The sequence below is a fragment of the Cellulomonas sp. KH9 genome (genome assembly GCF_900114185.1).
Taxonomy (GTDB): domain Bacteria; phylum Actinomycetota; class Actinomycetes; order Actinomycetales; family Cellulomonadaceae; genus Cellulomonas.
On sequence record NZ_FOSE01000002.1, the window covers coordinates 832,671 to 850,001 of the forward strand.

Annotated in this window: 16 protein-coding genes; 9 read left to right on the forward strand and 7 right to left on the reverse strand. The window is 77.8% G+C overall.

Annotated features, from left to right (window positions below):
* On the reverse strand, positions 1–684 hold the full coding sequence (gene mtrA / locus BMZ16_RS09790; protein WP_089799821.1) for an MtrAB system response regulator MtrA: 684 nt from the start codon (positions 682–684) through the stop codon (positions 1–3).
* A gap of 159 nt (positions 685–843) precedes the next feature.
* On the opposite strand from mtrA, the gene BMZ16_RS09795 reads away from it, so the two are divergent.
* The 6 genes from BMZ16_RS09795 (at position 844) to BMZ16_RS09820 (ending at position 7,534) form a co-directional block, all read left to right on the forward strand.
* A complete protein-coding gene (locus BMZ16_RS09795; RefSeq protein ID WP_089799823.1) occupies positions 844–2,109 on the forward strand; it encodes a DUF7847 domain-containing protein in 1,266 nt (421 codons plus the stop codon).
* Between the two features lie 22 nt (positions 2,110–2,131).
* Positions 2,132–2,755 carry a DUF4129 domain-containing protein gene (locus tag BMZ16_RS09800; RefSeq protein WP_089799825.1) on the forward strand — a complete coding sequence of 208 codons (624 nt, stop codon included), beginning with the start codon at positions 2,132–2,134 and terminating at the stop codon, positions 2,753–2,755.
* The gene (locus tag BMZ16_RS09805; RefSeq protein WP_089799827.1) at positions 2,752–3,942 is read left to right on the forward strand and encodes a DUF4350 domain-containing protein; all 1,191 of its coding nucleotides are present in this window, start codon (positions 2,752–2,754) and stop codon (positions 3,940–3,942) included. The genes BMZ16_RS09800 and BMZ16_RS09805 overlap by 4 nt, the downstream gene beginning before the upstream one ends.
* Positions 3,939–4,982, forward strand: a complete 1,044-nt coding sequence (locus BMZ16_RS09810; protein WP_369822522.1) for an AAA family ATPase — start codon at positions 3,939–3,941, stop codon at positions 4,980–4,982. The genes BMZ16_RS09805 and BMZ16_RS09810 overlap by 4 nt, the downstream gene beginning before the upstream one ends.
* Before the next feature lie 3 nt (positions 4,983–4,985).
* The gene (locus BMZ16_RS09815) at positions 4,986–6,302 is read left to right on the forward strand and encodes a DUF58 domain-containing protein (protein WP_089799829.1); all 1,317 of its coding nucleotides are present in this window, start codon (positions 4,986–4,988) and stop codon (positions 6,300–6,302) included.
* Positions 6,303–6,364: 62 nt separating this feature from the next.
* Positions 6,365–7,534 (forward strand): winged helix DNA-binding domain-containing protein, encoded by a 1,170-nt coding sequence (locus BMZ16_RS09820; RefSeq protein WP_089799831.1) that lies wholly within the window; start codon positions 6,365–6,367, stop codon positions 7,532–7,534.
* Between the two features lie 4 nt (positions 7,535–7,538).
* Here BMZ16_RS09820 and BMZ16_RS09825 read toward each other — a convergent pair whose 3' ends face one another.
* Positions 7,539–8,528 (reverse strand): stage II sporulation protein M, encoded by a 990-nt coding sequence (locus tag BMZ16_RS09825; RefSeq protein WP_089799833.1) that lies wholly within the window; start codon positions 8,526–8,528, stop codon positions 7,539–7,541.
* A gap of 74 nt (positions 8,529–8,602) precedes the next feature.
* On the opposite strand from BMZ16_RS09825, the gene BMZ16_RS09830 reads away from it, so the two are divergent.
* Complete coding sequence (locus BMZ16_RS09830; protein ID WP_255366516.1) at positions 8,603–9,451, forward strand: RDD family protein; 849 nt, start codon at positions 8,603–8,605, stop codon at positions 9,449–9,451.
* A 28-nt stretch (positions 9,452–9,479) separates the two neighbouring features.
* Here BMZ16_RS09830 and BMZ16_RS09835 read toward each other — a convergent pair whose 3' ends face one another.
* From BMZ16_RS09835 to BMZ16_RS09845, 3 genes are read right to left on the reverse strand one after another with little or no spacing between them, the layout of a single operon-like run.
* Entirely contained in the window at positions 9,480–9,689 is a 210-nt protein-coding gene (locus BMZ16_RS09835) for a Trm112 family protein (RefSeq protein ID WP_089799835.1), read from the reverse strand.
* Positions 9,690–9,742: 53 nt separating this feature from the next.
* On the reverse strand, positions 9,743–9,997 hold the full coding sequence (locus tag BMZ16_RS09840) for a hypothetical protein (protein WP_089799837.1): 255 nt from the start codon (positions 9,995–9,997) through the stop codon (positions 9,743–9,745).
* The gene (locus tag BMZ16_RS09845; protein ID WP_089799839.1) at positions 9,994–10,383 is read right to left on the reverse strand and encodes a DUF3499 domain-containing protein; all 390 of its coding nucleotides are present in this window, start codon (positions 10,381–10,383) and stop codon (positions 9,994–9,996) included. The genes BMZ16_RS09840 and BMZ16_RS09845 overlap by 4 nt, the downstream gene beginning before the upstream one ends.
* Positions 10,384–10,610: 227 nt before the next feature.
* Here BMZ16_RS09845 and BMZ16_RS09850 point away from each other — a divergent pair, with 227 nt between their 5' ends.
* Entirely contained in the window at positions 10,611–10,970 is a 360-nt protein-coding gene (locus tag BMZ16_RS09850) for a metallopeptidase family protein (RefSeq protein WP_089800080.1), read from the forward strand.
* Positions 10,971–10,995: 25 nt separating this feature from the next.
* Complete coding sequence (locus BMZ16_RS09855; protein ID WP_089799841.1) at positions 10,996–11,904, forward strand: glycosyltransferase; 909 nt, start codon at positions 10,996–10,998, stop codon at positions 11,902–11,904.
* A gap of 85 nt (positions 11,905–11,989) precedes the next feature.
* Here the strand turns inward: BMZ16_RS09855 and BMZ16_RS19260 are convergent, their stop codons facing one another.
* Entirely contained in the window at positions 11,990–13,588 is a 1,599-nt protein-coding gene (locus BMZ16_RS19260; protein WP_089799843.1) for a DUF5719 family protein, read from the reverse strand.
* Positions 13,585–17,268 carry a glycosyltransferase gene (locus tag BMZ16_RS09865; RefSeq protein WP_089799845.1) on the reverse strand — a complete coding sequence of 1,228 codons (3,684 nt, stop codon included), beginning with the start codon at positions 17,266–17,268 and terminating at the stop codon, positions 13,585–13,587. The genes BMZ16_RS19260 and BMZ16_RS09865 overlap by 4 nt, the downstream gene beginning before the upstream one ends.
* Positions 17,269–17,331 lie beyond the last annotated feature (63 nt).

A 17,331-nucleotide genomic window follows, 5' to 3' on the forward strand; every position in this document is an offset into this window, starting at 1 on the left:
TCACGTGCTCCCGCCACCAGCCTTGTACCCCACACCCCGCACGGTCACGACGATCTCGGGCCGCTCGGGGTCCGTCTCGATCTTGGAGCGCAGCCGCTGGACGTGGACGTTCACGAGCCGGGTGTCGGCCGCGTGCCGGTACCCCCACACCCGCTCGAGGAGCACCTCGCGCGTGAACACCTGCCAGGGCTTGCGCGCGAGGGCCACGAGCAGGTCGAACTCCAGCGGCGTCAGGGAGATGGGCCGCCCCGCCCGCTCCACCCGGTGCCCGGGGACGTCGATCGTGAGGTCGCCGATCGCCAGGTGCTCCGGGGCCGGCTCGTCGCTGCGCCGCAGCCGTGCGCGCACCCGCGCGACGAGCTCCTTCGGCTTGAACGGCTTGGAGATGTAGTCGTCCGCCCCGGACTCCAGGCCCAGGACGACGTCGACGGTGTCGCTCTTCGCCGTCAGCATGACGATCGGCACCCCCGACTCGGCGCGGATCTGCCGGCACACCTCGGTGCCGTCCTTGCCGGGCAGCATGAGGTCGAGCAGCACCAGGTCGGGCTGCGTCGCCCGGAAGACGCCGAGCGCCTCGTCGCCGTCCTCGCAGAAGACCGGCTCGAAACCCTCGGAGCGCAGCACGATGCCGATCATCTCGGCCAGTGCGGTGTCGTCGTCGACGACCAGGACGCGTCCCTTCATGGCGGAGATTGTCTCATCGTCGGCGGTCGGCGGGGGCGTCCGCCGCGCGCAGTCGGGTGACCTGCGCGTCCGGGACCTCCGCGGACCGCCCCCGTGGCACGATGGGGGGCCGACGGGCACCCCTCGTCGACCCGGACGCACGCGACGAGGAGCGGACGCATGACCTCCCCGCACGACGACGGCGCGCCCGCGACGCCGTGGGCGAGCCCGGCCGGCACCCCGTCGGGTGCACCCGACGGTGACGCTGCGCCGCCGGTGACGGACCGCGGCCCCTCCGCACCGCCGGCGTGGGGGCAGCCGCCCGCACCGCCCGCGTGGGGGCAGCCCTCCGCACCACCCGCGTCGGGGCAGCCGCCCGTGCCGCCGGCGACGGACCAGCCGACCACCGGGGGCAACCCGCCGCCGCCGGGCTGGGGGCAGCCGACCGCACCCCCCGGGTGGGGCGCCCCTCCGCCGCCGGGGACCGGCGGCCCGGCGGCGTGGCGCATGCCCGCGCTGCAGCCCGGCATCATCCCGCTGCGCCCGCTCGGGCTGGGAGAGATCCTCGACGGTGCGGTCCGGGCGGTGCGCGCCAACCCCACGGTCATGTTCGGGCTGTCCGCCGTCGTCGTGACCGTCGCGGTCGCCCTGCAGACCCTGCTGCAGCTCTACGTGAGCAGCCTGCTCGGTGCCGCGCTCGGGAGCTTCCCCCTCGACGACGGGTCGTCCGCGGCCGACTCCGCGGCGGTCTCCGAGCTCCTGTCGGTCAGCGGCGGGCAGGTCGTCACGACCCCCCTGCTGGTGCCCGTGACGTCGATCCTCACCGGTCTGCTCATCGTGTCGGTGAGCCGGTCGGTGCTGGGTCAGAAGGTCGCCGTGCGCGACGTGTGGCGGACCCGGCGCGTGTGGTCCCTCGTCGGCTTCGCCCTGCTGCAGCTGCTCGTCTCGTTCCTCGCGGTCGCCGCCCTCGTAGGCGCCGTGGTGGGGCTCGTCGCGGCGGGTGCGAACGGCGCCGCGGTGGTCGTGGCGCTGGTCGGCGGCCTCGCGCTGGTCGTGGGCGGGGTGTGGGTCACGACCCGCACGCTCCTGGTCCCCCCGGCGCTCATGCTCGAGGGCAAGCGGTTCTGGCCGACCGTCGTGCGGGCCTGGCGCCTCACGCGCGGCAGCTTCTGGCGCCTGCTCGGCATCTACCTGCTCGCGAACCTCCTGATCTCGGTGCTCATGTACCTCGTCCTCGTGCCGGCGGGGCTGATCGCCGGCGTCGTGAGCGTGACGTCGGGGTCCGACGACGCCTCGGTCCTCGTCTCCGCCCTCGGCCAGATCGTCGGGCTGACGCTGTCCACGACGTTCATGGCCGCGGTCGTGGCGCTGCTGTACGTCGACGTCCGCATCCGGCGCGAGGGGCTCGACCTCGAGCTCGCGCGCGCCGCGGCGGGCGGGGCGTGACGGCCGCGGGACAGGAGCTGCCGTGATCGTCCTCGCCGGGGTACCGGTCGAGCCCGACGCCGCCGAGGCCCGCCGCTGGGTGCGTGGCGAGCTGCTCGACCCGGCGTACCACCGCCAGGAGACCCTGCTGGAGCGCGTGCTGCGCTGGTTCGCCGAGCTGCTGGACGGCCTCCCGGACGTCGGCATGTCCGGGCGCACGGTCCTGCTCGTCGCCGTCGGCGTGGTCCTCGTCGTGGTCGTCGTCGCGCTGGTCGTCGCGGGACCGGTGCGCGCCGGCGCGCGGCGCCGGCGCACCGCGGTGCTGAGCGCCGACGACCGTCGGACCGCGGCGCAGCTGCGCGACGCGGCCGACGCGGCCGCGCAGGCGGGCGACTGGTCGACGGCCGTCGCCGACCGCTACCGCGCCGTCGTGCGTGACCTGGAGGAACGCGGGCTGCTCGACGACCGCCCCGGGCGCACGGCGCACGAGGCCGCCCGGCTCGCCGGTGCCGCCCTGCCTCCCCACGCCGGGGCGCTGGCCCGCGGGGGCGACCTGTTCGACGCCGTCGTGTACGGCGACCGGCCCGCGGCCGCGCCGGACGACGCCGCGATGCGCGAGCTCGACGCCGCGGTCCGCGCCGCCCGCCCCGTGGCGGTGGACGCATGACCGCACCGGCGTGGGCACCGGCCGGCGAGGTCGTCGGCGACGGCACCACCGGGCGCTCGCGCGCCGCGCGTCGCTGGCGGGGGGCGCGGCCGTGGCTCGTCGTGCTCGCGCTCGTGGTGGCCGGCGCGCTGGCCCTCGTGCTGCCCGCCCCGCCGACGAGCAACGCGCCGGGCAGCCCGGACAACCCCGGCCCGGCCGGGTCGCGCGCGGTCGCCCAGGTCCTGCAGCGTCAGGGCGTCACCGTCGAGTCCGTCACGACGGCGTCCGCCGCCGTCGCGGCCGCGACCGGCGACAGCACCGTCGTGGTCGTCGGCGACGCGCTGCTCGGCACCGACCAGCTCGACGCGCTCGTCGCCCTCGACGACGACCTCGTGCTCGTGGACGCGGGCTGGGCGCTGTCGACCCTCGACCCCGGCATCTCCGCCAGCAGCTCCGCCGGTGCCGCGCGCTCCCGGGCCGCCGAGTGCGCCGACCCGGACGCCCTCGCGGCCGGCACCGTGGTGGCGGGCGGCGGCTACCGGGACGACACCGGCCGGGCGGTCGTGTGCTTCCCCGCCGCGGACGGTTCCGGCGCCTACCTGACGTTCGAGCAGGACGGGCGCCGCGTCGCAGCGCTCTCGGACATCCGACTCCTCAGCAACGACAGGGTCGACGAGGAGGGCAACGCCGCGCTCGTGCTGCGGGTCCTCGGCCGCCACGACCACCTCGTCTGGTACGTGCCGAGCCTGAACGACGTGGGACCCGTCACGCAGGACACCGGCACCCCGGCCCTCACGGACCTCGTGCCGTGGGTGGGGCCCGTCACCTGGTGGCTGGTGCTCGTGCTGCTCGTGACCATGGTGTGGCGGGCACGGCGCCTCGGGCCCGTCGTCGCCGAGCCCCTGCCCGTCGTCGTCCGGTCCGCCGAGGCCACCCGCGGGCGCGGCCGCCTGTACCGCCGCGTGCGGGCGCACGGGCACGCCGCTGCCGCCCTGCGGGCGGGGACGGCCGCCCGGGTCGCGCACCGGCTCGGCCTGCCGCGCTCGGCGGACGCAGCAGCGGTCGTCGACGCCGTCGCCCGTGCCACCGGCCGGCCGGCGCGGGACATCGAGACCCTGGTCTACGGACCGCCGCCCACCGACGACGCGGGCCTGCTGCGGCTCGCCGACGACCTGCACCACCTGGAGAGCGAGGTACACCGACCGTGACCGACGAGACGCTGCCGCCCCCGAGCGCGCCGGCCGCACCCGTGCCCCCGACCACCGTGCCGACGTCGCCGGCCGCCAGCACCGGGGCCGGGGACGCGCTGCGCGGCTCCCTGGCTGCCGTGCGCACGGAGGTCGCCCGGGCCGTGGTCGGTCAGGACGCCGCCGTCACGGGGCTGATCATCGCCCTGCTGTGCCGCGGTCACGTCCTGCTCGAGGGGGTGCCCGGAGTCGCCAAGACCCTGCTCGTCCGCTCGCTGTCCGGCGCCCTGTCGCTGGGCACCAAGCGGGTGCAGTTCACGCCCGACCTCATGCCCGGTGACGTCACGGGGTCGCTGGTCTACGACGCGCGCACCGCCGAGTTCTCGTTCCGCGAGGGCCCGGTGTTCACGAACCTGCTGCTGGCCGACGAGATCAACCGCACGCCGCCCAAGACGCAGGCCTCGCTCCTCGAGGCCATGGAGGAGCGGCAGGTGACCGTGGACGGGGTGCCGCGCGCGCTGCCGGACCCGTTCGTCGTCGTCGCGACGCAGAACCCCGTGGAGTACGAGGGCACGTACCCGCTGCCCGAGGCCCAGCTGGACCGGTTCCTGCTCAAGCTGCTGCTCCCGCTGCCCGAGCGCGCCGACGAGGTCGAGGTGCTGGCGCGGCACGCCGCCGGGTTCGACCCGCGGGACCTGGCCGCGGCCGGCCTGCGAGCGGTCGCCGGGGCCCAGGAGCTCGACCGCGCCCGTGCGGAGGTCGCCCGCGTCCAGGTCGGACCCGAGGTCCTCGGGTACGTCGTCGACGTCTGCCGTGCCACCCGGACGTCCCCGTCCCTGAGCCTCGGCGTGTCGCCGCGCGGCGCCACGGCGCTGCTCGCGACCTCCCGCGCGTGGGCGTGGCTGTCGGGGCGCGACTACGTCACCCCGGACGACGTGCAGGCCCTCGCGCACCCGACGCTGCGCCACCGCGTGCAGCTGCGCCCCGAGGCGGAGATCGAGGGCGTGACGACCGAGTCGGTGCTCGACACGGTGCTCGCCTCCGTCCCGGTCCCCCGCTGAGCCGTGGCGCTGACGTCACGCGCGGTCCTCGTCGCGCTCGCGGGCCTGGTGCCCGTCGCCCTGCTGCCCGCACCCCTCACGGTGGGCGTGTGGGCCCTGGTGGTCGTCGCGCTCTGCGCGGTCGACGTCGCCCTGGCGGCGTCGCCGCGCGAGCTGGCGGTCGCCCGCCGCCTGCCCACCTCGGTGCGGCTGTCGGGGACGGCCGACGCCGAGCTGACCCTGCGCAACACCGGCCGGCGCACGGCCCGCGTGCTGGTGCGCGACGCGTGGCCGCCCTCGACGCTGCCGGGCGGGGACGCCCCGACCGGCGCCCGCACCCCCCGGCACCGCGTGGACGTGCCACCGGGCGAAAGGCGCCGGGTCACGACCACGCTGGTCCCCACCCGCCGGGGCGACGCCGTCGCCGGGCGCGTGACCGTGCGCACGTCCGGCCCGCTGGGCGTGGCGGGACGACAGGTGTCGCTCGACGTCCCCGGACGGCTGCGCGTCCTGCCCGAGTTCGCGTCCCGCCGGCACCTGCCGTCGCGGCTCGCCCGGCTGCGCGAGCTCGACGGGCGCGCCGCCGTGCAGGTGCGCGGCGCCGGGACGGAGTTCGACTCGCTGCGCGAGTACGTCGACGGTGACGACGTCCGGTCGATCGACTGGCGTGCCACCGCCCGCCGGCGCGAGGTGGTGGTCCGCACGTGGCGCCCCGAGCGCGACCGGCACGTGCTCCTGGTGCTGGACACGTCGCGTACCAGCGCCGCCCGCGTGCTCGACGGCACCCGGCTCGAGGCGTCGGTGGAGGCCGCGCTGCTGCTCGGTGTCCTGGCCGCGCACGCCGGGGACCGCGTCGAGCTGCTGGCGTACGACCGCCGGGTGCGCGCCCGGGCCGTCGACACGCACTCGTCGCGCGTGCTGCCGGCGCTCGCCGACGCGCTGGCGACCGTGCAGCCCGCGCTCGTCGAGACCGACTGGCCCGGTCTCGTCGCGCAGGTGCGCGCGCGACTGAGCCGCCGGGCGCTCGTCGTGCTGCTCACCTCCCTGGACCCCGCCGCCGTCGAGCAGGGTCTGCTCGACGTCGTCGGCGGCCTGACGCGCCGCCACCAGGTGGTCCTCGCCTCGGTCGCGGACCCCGAGCTCGAGGAGCTGCGCACCGCGCGGCGCACGATCGACCAGGTGTTCGACGCCGCCGCGGCGGAGCGCACCTCGCTGGAGCGTGCCGCCGTCGCGGTGCGCCTGCGCCAGCGCGGCGTCGAGGTGGTCGAGGCCACGCCCGACGACCTCGCGCCGCGGCTCGCGGACACCTACCTGGCGCTCAAGGCGGCAGGTCGGCTGTAGCGGGCCGCCCGACGACGGACGCGCGACGGGCCCCTGCCGGCGTCCGCGGCTACGGTCGGGCCATGCTCGACGACCGTGCGCTCAACCGGGCGCTGCTGGCGCGCCAGCACCTGCTGACGCCCACGCGCGACCCCGTGCCACGGGTGGTCGAGCACCTGGTCGGGCTCCAGGCGCAGAACCCGTGGTCCCCGTTCCTGGGGCTGTGGAGCCGCGTCGAGGGTTTCACCACGCAGGACCTGGACGCCGCCCTGCTGGACAGGACGGTGCTGCGGATCGCGGTCATGCGCTCGACCGTGCACCTCGTCACCGCGGCGGACGCCCCGGTGCTGGCGGCCCTCGCCCGGCCCGTCATGCGCCGCGAGCTCACCGCGAACGCCGACCGCCGCGCCGCGCTGGCGGTCGTGGACCTGGAGCACCTCGCGGCGGCGGCGGGCGCGCACCTGCGCGCGGCCCCCCGCCGCACGACCGACCTGGCGGCGTACCTGGCCCGGGACGTGCCCACGGCCCGCCCGGCGGACCTCGCCGCGTTCGCGCGCGCCCTGCTGCCGCTGGTGCAGGTCACCCCCCGCGGGCTGTGGCGACGGTCGGCCGCCACCACCTGGACCACGCTCGACGCGTGGGTCCCCGCCGTCACCGACGCCGCCCCCGACCTCACGGACCAGGACGCGCTGCTCCGTGCCACGCAGGACGTCGTGCTGCGGTACCTGGCCGCGTTCGGGCCGGCGAGCGTGGCCGACGTGCAGGCGTGGTCCGGCCTGACCGGCCAGCGCGCGGTCGTCGACGGCCTGCGGGACCGGCTCGTGACCGTCCCCGCCGCGCCCGCCCGCCCCGGCGGGCGCCCCCGGGAGCTGCTCGACCTGCCGGACGCCCCGCGCCCGGACCCCGACGTGCCCGCACCGGTCCGCCTGCTGCCGGACTACGACAACCTCTGGCTCGCGCACGCCCAGCGCACGCGGGTGATCGACGACGCGCACCGGCGGCGCCTGCAGACGCCCAACGGCCGCGCACCGGCCGCCGTGCTGGTGGACGGCCGGGTCCGTGCCACCTGGGCGATCGACCGCACGCGCGCGGACGGCCCGGCGCGCTCGCGCAGGACGACCGCGACCCTCACCGTCACGCCGCTCGAGCCCCTGCCGGTCGCGCGGCGACGCGAGGTCGTCGCGGCCGCCGAGGACGCCGTGCGGTTCCTCGCCGACGACGCGGACGAGCACGTGGTCCGGTACGCGCGCTGAGCGCTCAGCCCGCCGTCGCCACGGCGTACCCGGCACGGTCGTCGTCGAGGTCGCCGGTGTGCCCGGCCTCCACGGCGCGCCGCCCGAGCACCAGCACGTACACCCAGAACGCGGCGAGCACCACGACGCCCACGGCGACCTTCACCGGCCAGGGCAGTGCGGAGCCCGTGACGAACCCCTCCACCAGACCCGACACGGCGAGCACCCCGACGAGGCCGATGGCGACCGTGAACAGCGCCCTCCCCTCCTGGGCCAGGGCCCGGGCGCGGGGACGCGGGCCCGGGTCCACCCAGGTCCAGAAGAGCCGCAGCCCCGCAGCACCGGCCACGAAGATCGCGGTGAGCTCCAGCAGCCCGTGCGGGGAGATGAGCTGCAGGAACACGTCCAGCCGACCGTGCGCCGCCATCAGACCGCCCGCGGCGCCCACGCCGACCGCGTTCGAGAACAGCACGTACACGGGGAAGACGCCGGTGATGCCGGTGGCGACGCACAGGGCCGCGATCCAGGCGTTGTTCGTCCACACCATCGTGGCGAACCCGGCGCCGGGCTCGTAGTACTCCGCGAACGCGTGCTCGACGTACTGGCGCTGCTCCGCGGGCGTGCCCATGAGCGCCAGCGCGTCGGGCGACGTGGCGACCAGGACGCCCGTGGCCGTCCCGACGGCCAGGAACGCCGTCATCACGGCCACGGTCCACCAGCGGATCCGGTAGAACGCGGCCGGCAGCCGCACCCCCACGAACGCCGCCACGTCCGACCACGACGGTGCGTGGGTGCCCGCGAGCCGGGCCCGTGCCCGGGCGAGGACCTGCGACAGCCGCGTGACGGTCTCCGGGTCGGGGGCGGCCGACCGCACCGCCGACAGGTCCGTCGCCGTCGCCTGGTAGAGGGCGACGAGCTCGTCGGCCTCGGCGCCCGTCAGGCGGCGCCGGCGGGCCAGCTCGTCGAGGCGCGCCCACGTCGGCGTGCGGGCGCGGGTGTACGCGTCGAGGTCCACGACCCCAGCCTGCCATCGCCGACGCCCGGCACGTGCGTCCCACGGGTCGGCACGTCGCCGGATACCCTGCGCGGGTGACCACGACCGGCGCCCGCCACCCCGACCTGCAGGACGGTGTCGTCATCGGCGAGGGCGTGGTGCTCGACACCCGGCCCGCGTCGGTCGCGTCCCGGCTCCTGTCGGGGTTCGTCGACGTCCTCGCGCTCGGGGCCGCGGCCGTCGTGGTCGGCGTCCTGCTGCGCGGCGTCGAGATCTCGATCCCGGCCGAGTACTACCGCATCGTCACCGTCGTGGTGATCGTCACCGTCACGGTCGTCGTGCCGACGACCATCGAGACGCTGAGCCGCGGCCGGTCCCTCGGCAAGCTGGTGGCCGGCGTGCGCATCGTCCGCGACGACGGCGGCCCCATCACCTTCCGGCACGCGTTCGTCCGGGCGCTGACCGGCGTCGTGGAGCTGTGGGCGACGCTCGGGTCGGTCGCCGTCCTGTGCTCGCTGTTCAACCCGCGGGGCAAGCGCGTGGGTGACCTGCTCGCCGGCACGTACGGCTCACGCGTGCGCACGGCCGCGCCCGTGCGGACCGCCGCGGTGATGCCCCCGCAGCTGGCAGGGTGGGCGGCGCACGCCGACGTCGCGCGCCTGCCGGACGGCCTCGCGCTGGCCGTCCGCCAGTTCCTGGGACGGGCCGCGACGCTGCACCCGGGCTCGCGCGCCGAGCTGGGCGCGCGCCTGGCGGCCGAGCTGCGGCCGTACGTGAGCCCGCCGCCGCCCCCGGGGACGCACCCGGAGGTGTTCCTGTCGGCGGTGCTCGCCGAGCGCGGACGGCGCGAGACCGTCGTCGAGACGGAGCGGGTGCGCCGCGAGCAGGCCGAGGCGGCGCTGCTGCGACGGCTGCCGCACGGTGTGCCGGACCCGGAGCTGTGAGCGCCCGTGGGCGACCGGCGGCACCCGGTCAGGTGGCGGGACGCGCCTCGTCCACGAGCAGCACCGGGATCCCGTCGACCACGGGGTAGACGAGCGGACGCTCCGGGTCGGTCGAGACCAGCGCCGGTGCGCCCTCGTCGTCCGTGCCGTCCACGAGCTCCGCCCCGGTGACGGGGCAGCGCAGCAGCGCACGCGCCCAGGGCTCGAGGTCGGTGGCGGGGCCGGGCGTCGCCGTCATGGCATCTCCAGGGGTCGGTCGGGCGTCGTACGGGCGGGCACGGTCGGGCGCGGTCAGGCGCGCGGTGAGCCGTCGGGCCGCAGGGGCGTGCCGTCGCCCTCGACGACGAACCACGCGGTGGCCTCGCAGGCCGGGCAGGACGCGAAGACCGCGGGGCGTCCGTCCGGGAGTGCCAGGCGCACCCGGGTGAGGTCGGTGGCCGCGCAGGCGTAGCACTCCGGGGCGGTCGCCGAGTCGTCGACGACGGGGCGCGTGATGGAGCCCAGGGGCTCGTCCGCCGGCGGGCGCCGGTCCCGCGGCGGGGTCACGGCTGCTCGCCCTGCGCCGCACCGGGCACCACCCGCAGGTGGCCCCGCCGGCGCGACGTGTCCGGGGCCGGTGCCGCGGCGGGCGCCAGCGCCGGCGCGGGGTCGGGCGCGCGTCGCCGACCCGCCTCGCGCACGGCCTCGGCCAGCGCGACCAGGTCGTCGTGGCTCGGCGCCGCGGCCTGGAGCTCCGGCAGCAGCCGGACGACCTCCCAGCCGCGGGGGGCCGTCAGCCGGTCGGCGTGCTCCACGCACAGGTCGTAGGAGTGCGGCTCGGCGAGCTGCGCGAGCGGGCCGAGGACGGCGGTGGAGTCGGCGTACACGTAGGTGAGCGTCGCGACCGCAGCGTGCGGGCACGCCGTGCGCGAGCACTGTCGGACGGATCTCACGTGCAGACGGTACCCCCCGTCGGGCCCGCACCGCGGCGCGCGCGGACCGCGTGTCGGACGCGCGTGCCGGACGGCGGCGGCACCGTGGCTACAGTGACGGTGTGACACCGCTCGGCCCCTCCCGCCCCACCGGCCCACGCCGCGGCACGGTCGGCGCTCCCGCCGCGGCGGCACCCGTGCGCCGGCGGGACCGGCGCGGGCGCGGCCTGCGCGGGACCGTCCTGCCGATGAGCACGCCGGGGTACCGCACGCGTGCCGAACGGTTCGACGACCTGGTGCTGGACGCCGTCGAGGACCTCGAGCGCCGCTGGGCGCGGCAGCTGGAGGGCGCGGAGTTCGCCGTCGAGGACGTGCCGCCGTCGAACCCCGCGCCGTGGGAGCACGGCGGGGTGCCGCTCGGGCGGTACTTCCCCGCCGACGCCGGCCTGCCGCACCGCGTGGTGGTCTACCGCCGTCCGGTCGAGGCACGCGCGGCGGACCCGGCGGACCTCGCCGACCTCGTCCGGGACGTGGTCGTCGAGCAGGTCGCGCACCTGCTGGACCGCAGCCCGGAGGAGATCGACCCGGGCTACGACGACGGGCGCTGAGCTGCGCCCACTAAGGTGACCGTCGATGACCACGCGCCACTCCCCCGAGCCCGCCGGCACGCGGGCGCCCACCCACGACACGGCCACCCCCCGCGTGCGGGTGGTCTGCGTCGTCTACCACCCCGGTGACGAGCTGGCCCGGTTCGCCGAGACCCTCGCGACCGCGTCCCGCGGACCCGTCGAGCTGGTCGTCGTCGACAACGGCACCGATCACACCGTCGCCCGGTCGGTCGTGACCGGGGCAGGCGGCCGCCTGCTCGTTCCCGGGTCGAACCTCGGGTACGGCGCAGCCGCCAACCGGGGCGCCGCGGGCGCCGACGCACCGTGGATCGTCGTCGCCAACTCCGACATCGAGTGGACGCCGGGCGCGCTCGACCGGCTCGTCGCCGCCGGTGAGGAGCAGCCCAGCGCCGGTGCGCTCGGCCCGATGCTCATGAACACCGACGGCACGATGTACCCGTCCGCCCGCGCGCTGCCCTCCCTGCGGCAGGGCGCGGGACACGCGATGTTCGCCCGCCTGTGGCCGGACAACCCGTGGACCCGGGCGTACCACGCGCGCCAGGAGTCGACCGGTGGCTACCTGCGCGAGGCGGGATGGCTCTCGGGCGCCTGCCTGCTGCTGCGCCGCGAGGCGTTCGAGCAGGTCGGCGGCTTCGACGAGTCGTACTTCATGTTCTTCGAGGACGTCGACCTGGGCGAGCGCCTGGGCCACGCCGGGTGGGAGAACCTCTACGTCCCCGACGTCCGGGTCACGCACGTCGGCGGCACGTCCTGGCGCGAGCGTCCGGCGCCGATGATCCGCGCGCACCACGCGAGCGCGCTGCAGTACCTCGAGCGCCGCTACAGCCGGTGGTACCAGGCGCCGGTGCGGATCGCGCTGCGCGCCGGCCTGCGGCTGCGCGAGCAGCAGCAGCTGCGGGCCGCCGCGCGCTGAGCGGCCCGCCGCGCGCCGTCGCGGCCACACGGGGTGGTGCGGGACGCGCCGGTGCCGCACGTCCGGCGACGCCGGTCGTGCGCGTTCAGCCGCGCGCGGGGCGTGCGTCCTCGCGGACCGCGACCGCACCCGTGGCGCCCACGACGCCCACCGGGTCCAGCGTGGCGACGAGCGGCCCGTCCTCCTGCTCGAGCGTGAGCGCGACGGCCCAGACGAGCGGCACGCCACCGACGGGCTCCAGCTCCACGCCCGCCGCGTCGGGGGCGAGGTCGGCGACGTCCCACGCCCCGGTCGTCCCGGCGTCCACCCGCACGCGGTGCTCGGACAGGACCTGCCCGTCGCTCCCCAGGACGCGCAGCGTCGCGCTGCCGGCCCCCGGTGCGTCCGCGTCCTGCCCGACGGCGCCCACCACGACCCGCGCCCCGACACCCGCCGGGAGCGCGATCGCGCCGTGCGCCGCCGGCGCGGTGGCCGCGGACCAGGCGCGGTCGACACGCGGCTCGTCGTCGAGGGCACCGGGAGCACCCGTGCGCGAGGTGACGGCACCGGCGACCACCGGGACGTCGGCGTCCACCACCACGGTGTAGACCCCGGCCGGCAGCCCGCCGAGCGGCACGTCGGTGACCTCACCGCCCGTGAGCGTCACCCGGTCGGCACCGGGCAGCGTCACCGGCCCGTCGCCGCCGAGCAGCGTCACCCGGGCGACCGTCTGCTCCGGGCCGGGTGCCAGCAGGCGCAGGACCGGGGCGTCGGGCGACCCGACCGTCGACTCCGCGGCCACCACGCCCGTGACCACCTGACGCGTCGCAGGGGCGGCGCCGGCCACGACGAGGTCGGTCCCCGCCGGTGTGAACCCGCGCACGGCGGTGTCCTGGACGTGCGCGGCCACCTGGCCGCCCGTGACGGTGACGTGCACGACGATCGCGGCCTGGTCGGCTGCGGCGCCGCCGAGGTCGACCGTGGTGGTGGCGCCGGGAGCGACGAGGTGCTGTGCCGCCGTCGGGTCGACCGGACCGCGCGGCCCGTAGATCTCCAGCTCGACCTGCGCGGCGGTCAGGCCGGGGTTGCTCAGGACCAGCGTCGACGTCGCACCGACCGCGGTCGAGCCGCCCACGAACCAGTGCGCGCTCGAGGGCGCCCGGCACGACGCGGCGGCCAGGCCCCGCGCGTCGCCGTCGGTGACCACCGAGGTCCCGGTGGCCGCGACCACCGGCGACGTGTCGCCGGGCTGCGCCCGCACGACGAACGGTGTGCTCCCGCCCTGGACCCGGACGGCGCCACCCCCCGCGGCGACGTCGCGCGCCGCCGTCGTGCCCCCGAGCGGCAGGACCGCGAGCGGCCCGGCGCCCTCGCCGGCGGCGGTCACGGCGTCGAGCGCGACCTGCGGCTCGACGGGCGCCGGGTCGAACGCCGCGTCACCCCGCTCGGCGCGCTGCGGCAGCACCACCGGCCCGGGGCACTGGAGCGTCACGGGCGTGGGTGCGACCTCCACCCCGGGTGCGGCGACCGCACGCGCCCCCGCGGCACCGAGCTGCGTGGCGCCCGCCACGGCACCGCCCGCCATCCCGAGCACCAGCAGCCCCGACGCGGCGCGCGCCAGGCGCCCGCGCCGCGTCCGCGGCCGGGCGCGGCGCTCGGAGCCCGTGTCGTCGGGCGTCGTCGGTGCGGTCGTCGGTCCGGTCACGTGCGCATCCCCCGACGTCGTCGCAGCGGCAGCGCCAGCAGGACCGTGACCAGGGTGGTCAGGGCCAGCACCGCGACCCACGGCGTCCGGTGCGGCACCACGTACCGGACCTCGAGCGCGCCGCCGTCGGAGCCCAGCTCGAACGCCTGGCGCCAGCCTGCGTCGGCGGCGGGCAGCGCGCGGCCGTCCAGCCACGCGCGCCAGCCCGGGTCGGAGCGCTCCGCGAGCACCAGCACGCGGCGTCCCTCGCCCTGCGGCACGGTCGTGGCGACCGCGCGCCCGTCGGCGGGCACCTCGACGGCCGCGGCGCCCGGATCGGTCACGTCCTGCCCGGCGCCGAGCAGGCGGGCCCAGGAGGTGACCACGTCGCCCTGCGCGGGGCGCACGCGCCACAGGGTGGCCGCGCTGTCGTGCGTCACGCGCTCCAGCCCGGCGGTGGCGTCCAGCACCCCGACGAGCCGGGCGCGGGCGGCGCGGGTCCGCGCGTCGTCGTCCGTGGCGGCGGGCACCAGCACGTCGGCCACGCCCAGCGCGCCGACGGCGTGCGCCACGTCGCCCGCCGCCCCCTGCACCAGCCGCGCGGCGAGCCCCGCGACCTCGGCGGACGGGTCGTCGGGACCGGTCACGACCGGCTCCCGGAGCGACCCGGTCAGCGTGCGGGTGGTGACGGCGGCGGCGTGGTCCACCTGCTGGTCGCCGTCCGACCGCAGCAGCGACCAGTCGACGGACCCGTCACCGCGTGCGGTCAGGGCCAGCACGCGCGACGCGGCGGCGGACCGCCCGGCCTGCTGCCCGACGACCGGGACGACGGGATCGCCCGAGGCGCGCAGCCCGACGGCGTCGCCCGTGCGCGCCGACCACGCCCAGCCGAGCGTGCCGCACGCCACGGCGACGACGGCCACGACCGTGGTGATCGCCACCAGGGGCTGCCGCCAGCCGAACGACTGCCGGGCGAGCCGGGCGGTGAGCCGGTCGCTGCCCAGCACGGCGGCGCCCAGCAGGCCCAGCGTGGTCAGCGACACGGTCGCGCCCGTCCACGCGGGTCCCACGACGTCGGCACCGGCGGCGGCCGGCAGCACGGCGACCGCCGCACCGGCGGCGACCCCGACCGCGGCGACGGTCCAGCAGACGCGCACCCCGCGGGCGACGGGCCGGCCGCGCAGCAGCGCACCGGCCGCGAGCAGCACCAGCACGGCACCCGTCAGGTACGGCCAGGCGACGGTCAGCACCTCGGGCAGCCCTGCCGGCACCAGCCCGGCCGGGTCCGCCGGGACGCCCAGCGCACGCGCCCACGCCGCGGCGGGCTCGACGGGCGTCGCCGGGCCGGGCTCCGCCAGGAGCAGCCGGACGCCCGCGACGCCCCGCGTGCCGACCTCGACGAGGAACGGCGTCAGCAGCACCAGCGTGGGAACGACCACCCCGAGCACCCGGACGCGTGCCCGCGGCACCGTGGCCGCGACCACCACCACGAGCAGCAGCGCGGGCAGGAGCAGCACGGGCGCGGCCGCGACGGCCACGGCCAGCGCGATCGCCGCACCCGCCGCGGCGGCGACCGAGCCCGTGGGGTCGGGTGCCCCGACGAACGTCGCGACCACGGACGGCTCGTCCGACGGGGTGGTCCCGGACCGCGCGTCACCGGCGGCGGTCACCGGTCGTGCGACGGGGACGGCCCCCGACCCGGGCGACCGCGGTGCCGGCACGACGCCGACGCCCCGGACGGGCGTGACGACGTCGACCTCCGCATGCGGTGCACCCACCGCACCGGGCTCCGCACCCGCCTCACCGTGCTCCGCGCCCGTCGACGCGCGGACGCCCAGCGGGGCCACGTCGGCACCGAGCACCCGGCGTGCGGCCGCGGCGGCCCGCTCGTCGGCGGCGACGTCCGCATCGGGCTCGTCGACCTCCCGCCGTGCGGTCGAGATGCCGGAGAGGACCTGGTCCACGCGCTGCACCCCGACGGCGCGCGCGAGCCCCAGCGCCACCCAGGGCAGTGCGCAGTGCGCGACGACCGCACCCACCCGACCGTCCCCGACGGCCAGCAGCAGCGCGGGCGCGGACGCCCAGACCAACGCGGCCCACGCGCGCACGACGACCGAGCGGGTCGCGGCGCCGGCAGCCGCCCACGCCCCGAGGCCGGACAGCACGACGGCTCCCAGCACGAGCACCGCGACGGCCGCGGCCGGCGCTCCACCGAGGAGCGCCGCGAGCGAGGCGAGGACCACGAGGAGCGGGTCGGCGGGGCCGGGTGCCCCGACACCGGCGGCGACCCAGCCCGACGTCGCGGCCGACCACAGGTCACCCAGGCCCGTCGTCGTGCGTGCGAGGGCGTCACCGACGAGCGGTGCACCCGCCGCGACGGGGCTCAGCAGGGGACCGACGGCGGCGACGGACAGCAGCACGAGCGCCGCGGCGACCACGGCGAGCGTGACGCGACGCCGGGTCGCCAGGAGTGCCAGCTCCCGCAGCTCCAGCTCGCTGGGCGCGCGCACCAGGCGGCGCTCCTCCAGACGGGCCAGCCGACGGTCGCGGGCCTGCTGCCAGACGTCCCGCCAGGTCGCCTGCAACGGGCGCAGCGTCCGCCGGGGCAGCACGCGGGAGGCGCGCGCGCGGCGCCGTGCCCGGATCACCGGGCCGGGGCGCAGCAGCACGAGGAGCGCGACGCGCAGCTCCGCCACCGCCAGCTGCGGGTGCTTGGCAGCGACCTGTCCGAGGGAGCGCAGGACCGCCACCGCCACCGTCATGGCCGCGACCAGCGGCACGAGCGGCAGCGGCGCGCTCGCGAGCCGCTGGTGCAGCAGGGACCGTCGCCGGGCCGGGAACGAGCGGGTCGGGTCGGCGCTGTCCGGCTCACCGTCCCCGTCGAGGTCGACCTCGCCCGGGGCGGCGTCGGACTCCGCACCGCCGCGCGCCGTGCGCAGGCCGTGGTACGACGCCTGCGCGTGCCGGACGACAGCGGTGGGCACGACGACCACGCGGTGCCCCGCGAGCCGCGCCCGCCGCGACAGGTCCAGCCCGTCACCGAACCGACCCAGCGCCGGGTCCGTGCCGCCGAGCGCGTCCCAGACGTCGCGGCGCACCAGCGCGCCGGCGATGCCCACACCGAGCACGTCGGTGCGGCCGTCGTGCTGGCCCTGGTCGAGCTCACCGGGCTCGACGTCGGTCATCCGCCGTCCCGAGCGGGTCGTGCGCACGCCCACCTCGAGCAGCCGCTCCGGGTCCGTCCACGTCCGCTGCTTGCAGCCGGCGACCGCGACCGACGGCGCGTTGGAGACCGTCCGCACGAGCCGGGCCAGGGCCTCGGGCGCAGGGGCGCTGTCGTCGTGCAGCAGCCACAGCCACGTGGTCGGGCGCTCACCCAGCGCCTCCGCCAGCGCGTCCAGGCCTGCCTGCACCGCCTCGCCGAACGTCCGGGCGTGGGGCGCACGCACGGTCGACAGCCGCGGGGCGGGCGCGGGGACCGCCGCGAACGCGTCGTCGAGGACCGGTCCGACCCGCTCGTCCGCGGGTGCGACGTCGACGACCAGCACCCGCAGGGGGCGCCGCGACTGGGTCGCGACGGCACGCAACGTCGTCGCGAGGTAGCGGGTGCGACCGCGGGTCACGACCACCGCGGTCACCGGTGTCGTCACCGGCACCGCGGCCGTCGTGATGGGGTCCGCAGGGGACAGCGTGTCAGTCATGCTCGCGCCATCATGCCGTCGCGGTGCCGCATCGGGCGGGAGGCCGCCCGGGCGTGGCGCAGC

Bases quoted from the DNA above. Each gene is read 5' to 3' on its own strand.
- BMZ16_RS09855 (WP_089799841.1), top strand. From the start codon at position 10,996: ATGACCACGCGCCACTCCCCCGAGCCCGCCGGCACGCGGGCGCCCACC.
- mtrA (WP_089799821.1), bottom strand. From the start codon at position 684: ATGAAGGGACGCGTCCTGGTCGTCGACGACGACACCGCACTGGCCGAG.
- BMZ16_RS09835 (WP_089799835.1), bottom strand. From the start codon at position 9,689: ATGACGGCGACGCCCGGCCCCGCCACCGACCTCGAGCCCTGGGCGCGT.
- BMZ16_RS09805 (WP_089799827.1), top strand. From the start codon at position 2,752: ATGACCGCACCGGCGTGGGCACCGGCCGGCGAGGTCGTCGGCGACGGC.
- BMZ16_RS09865 (WP_089799845.1), bottom strand. From the start codon at position 17,268: ATGACTGACACGCTGTCCCCTGCGGACCCCATCACGACGGCCGCGGTG.
- BMZ16_RS09820 (WP_089799831.1), top strand. From the start codon at position 6,365: ATGCTCGACGACCGTGCGCTCAACCGGGCGCTGCTGGCGCGCCAGCAC.
- BMZ16_RS09850 (WP_089800080.1), top strand. From the start codon at position 10,611: ATGAGCACGCCGGGGTACCGCACGCGTGCCGAACGGTTCGACGACCTG.
- BMZ16_RS09795 (WP_089799823.1), top strand. From the start codon at position 844: ATGACCTCCCCGCACGACGACGGCGCGCCCGCGACGCCGTGGGCGAGC.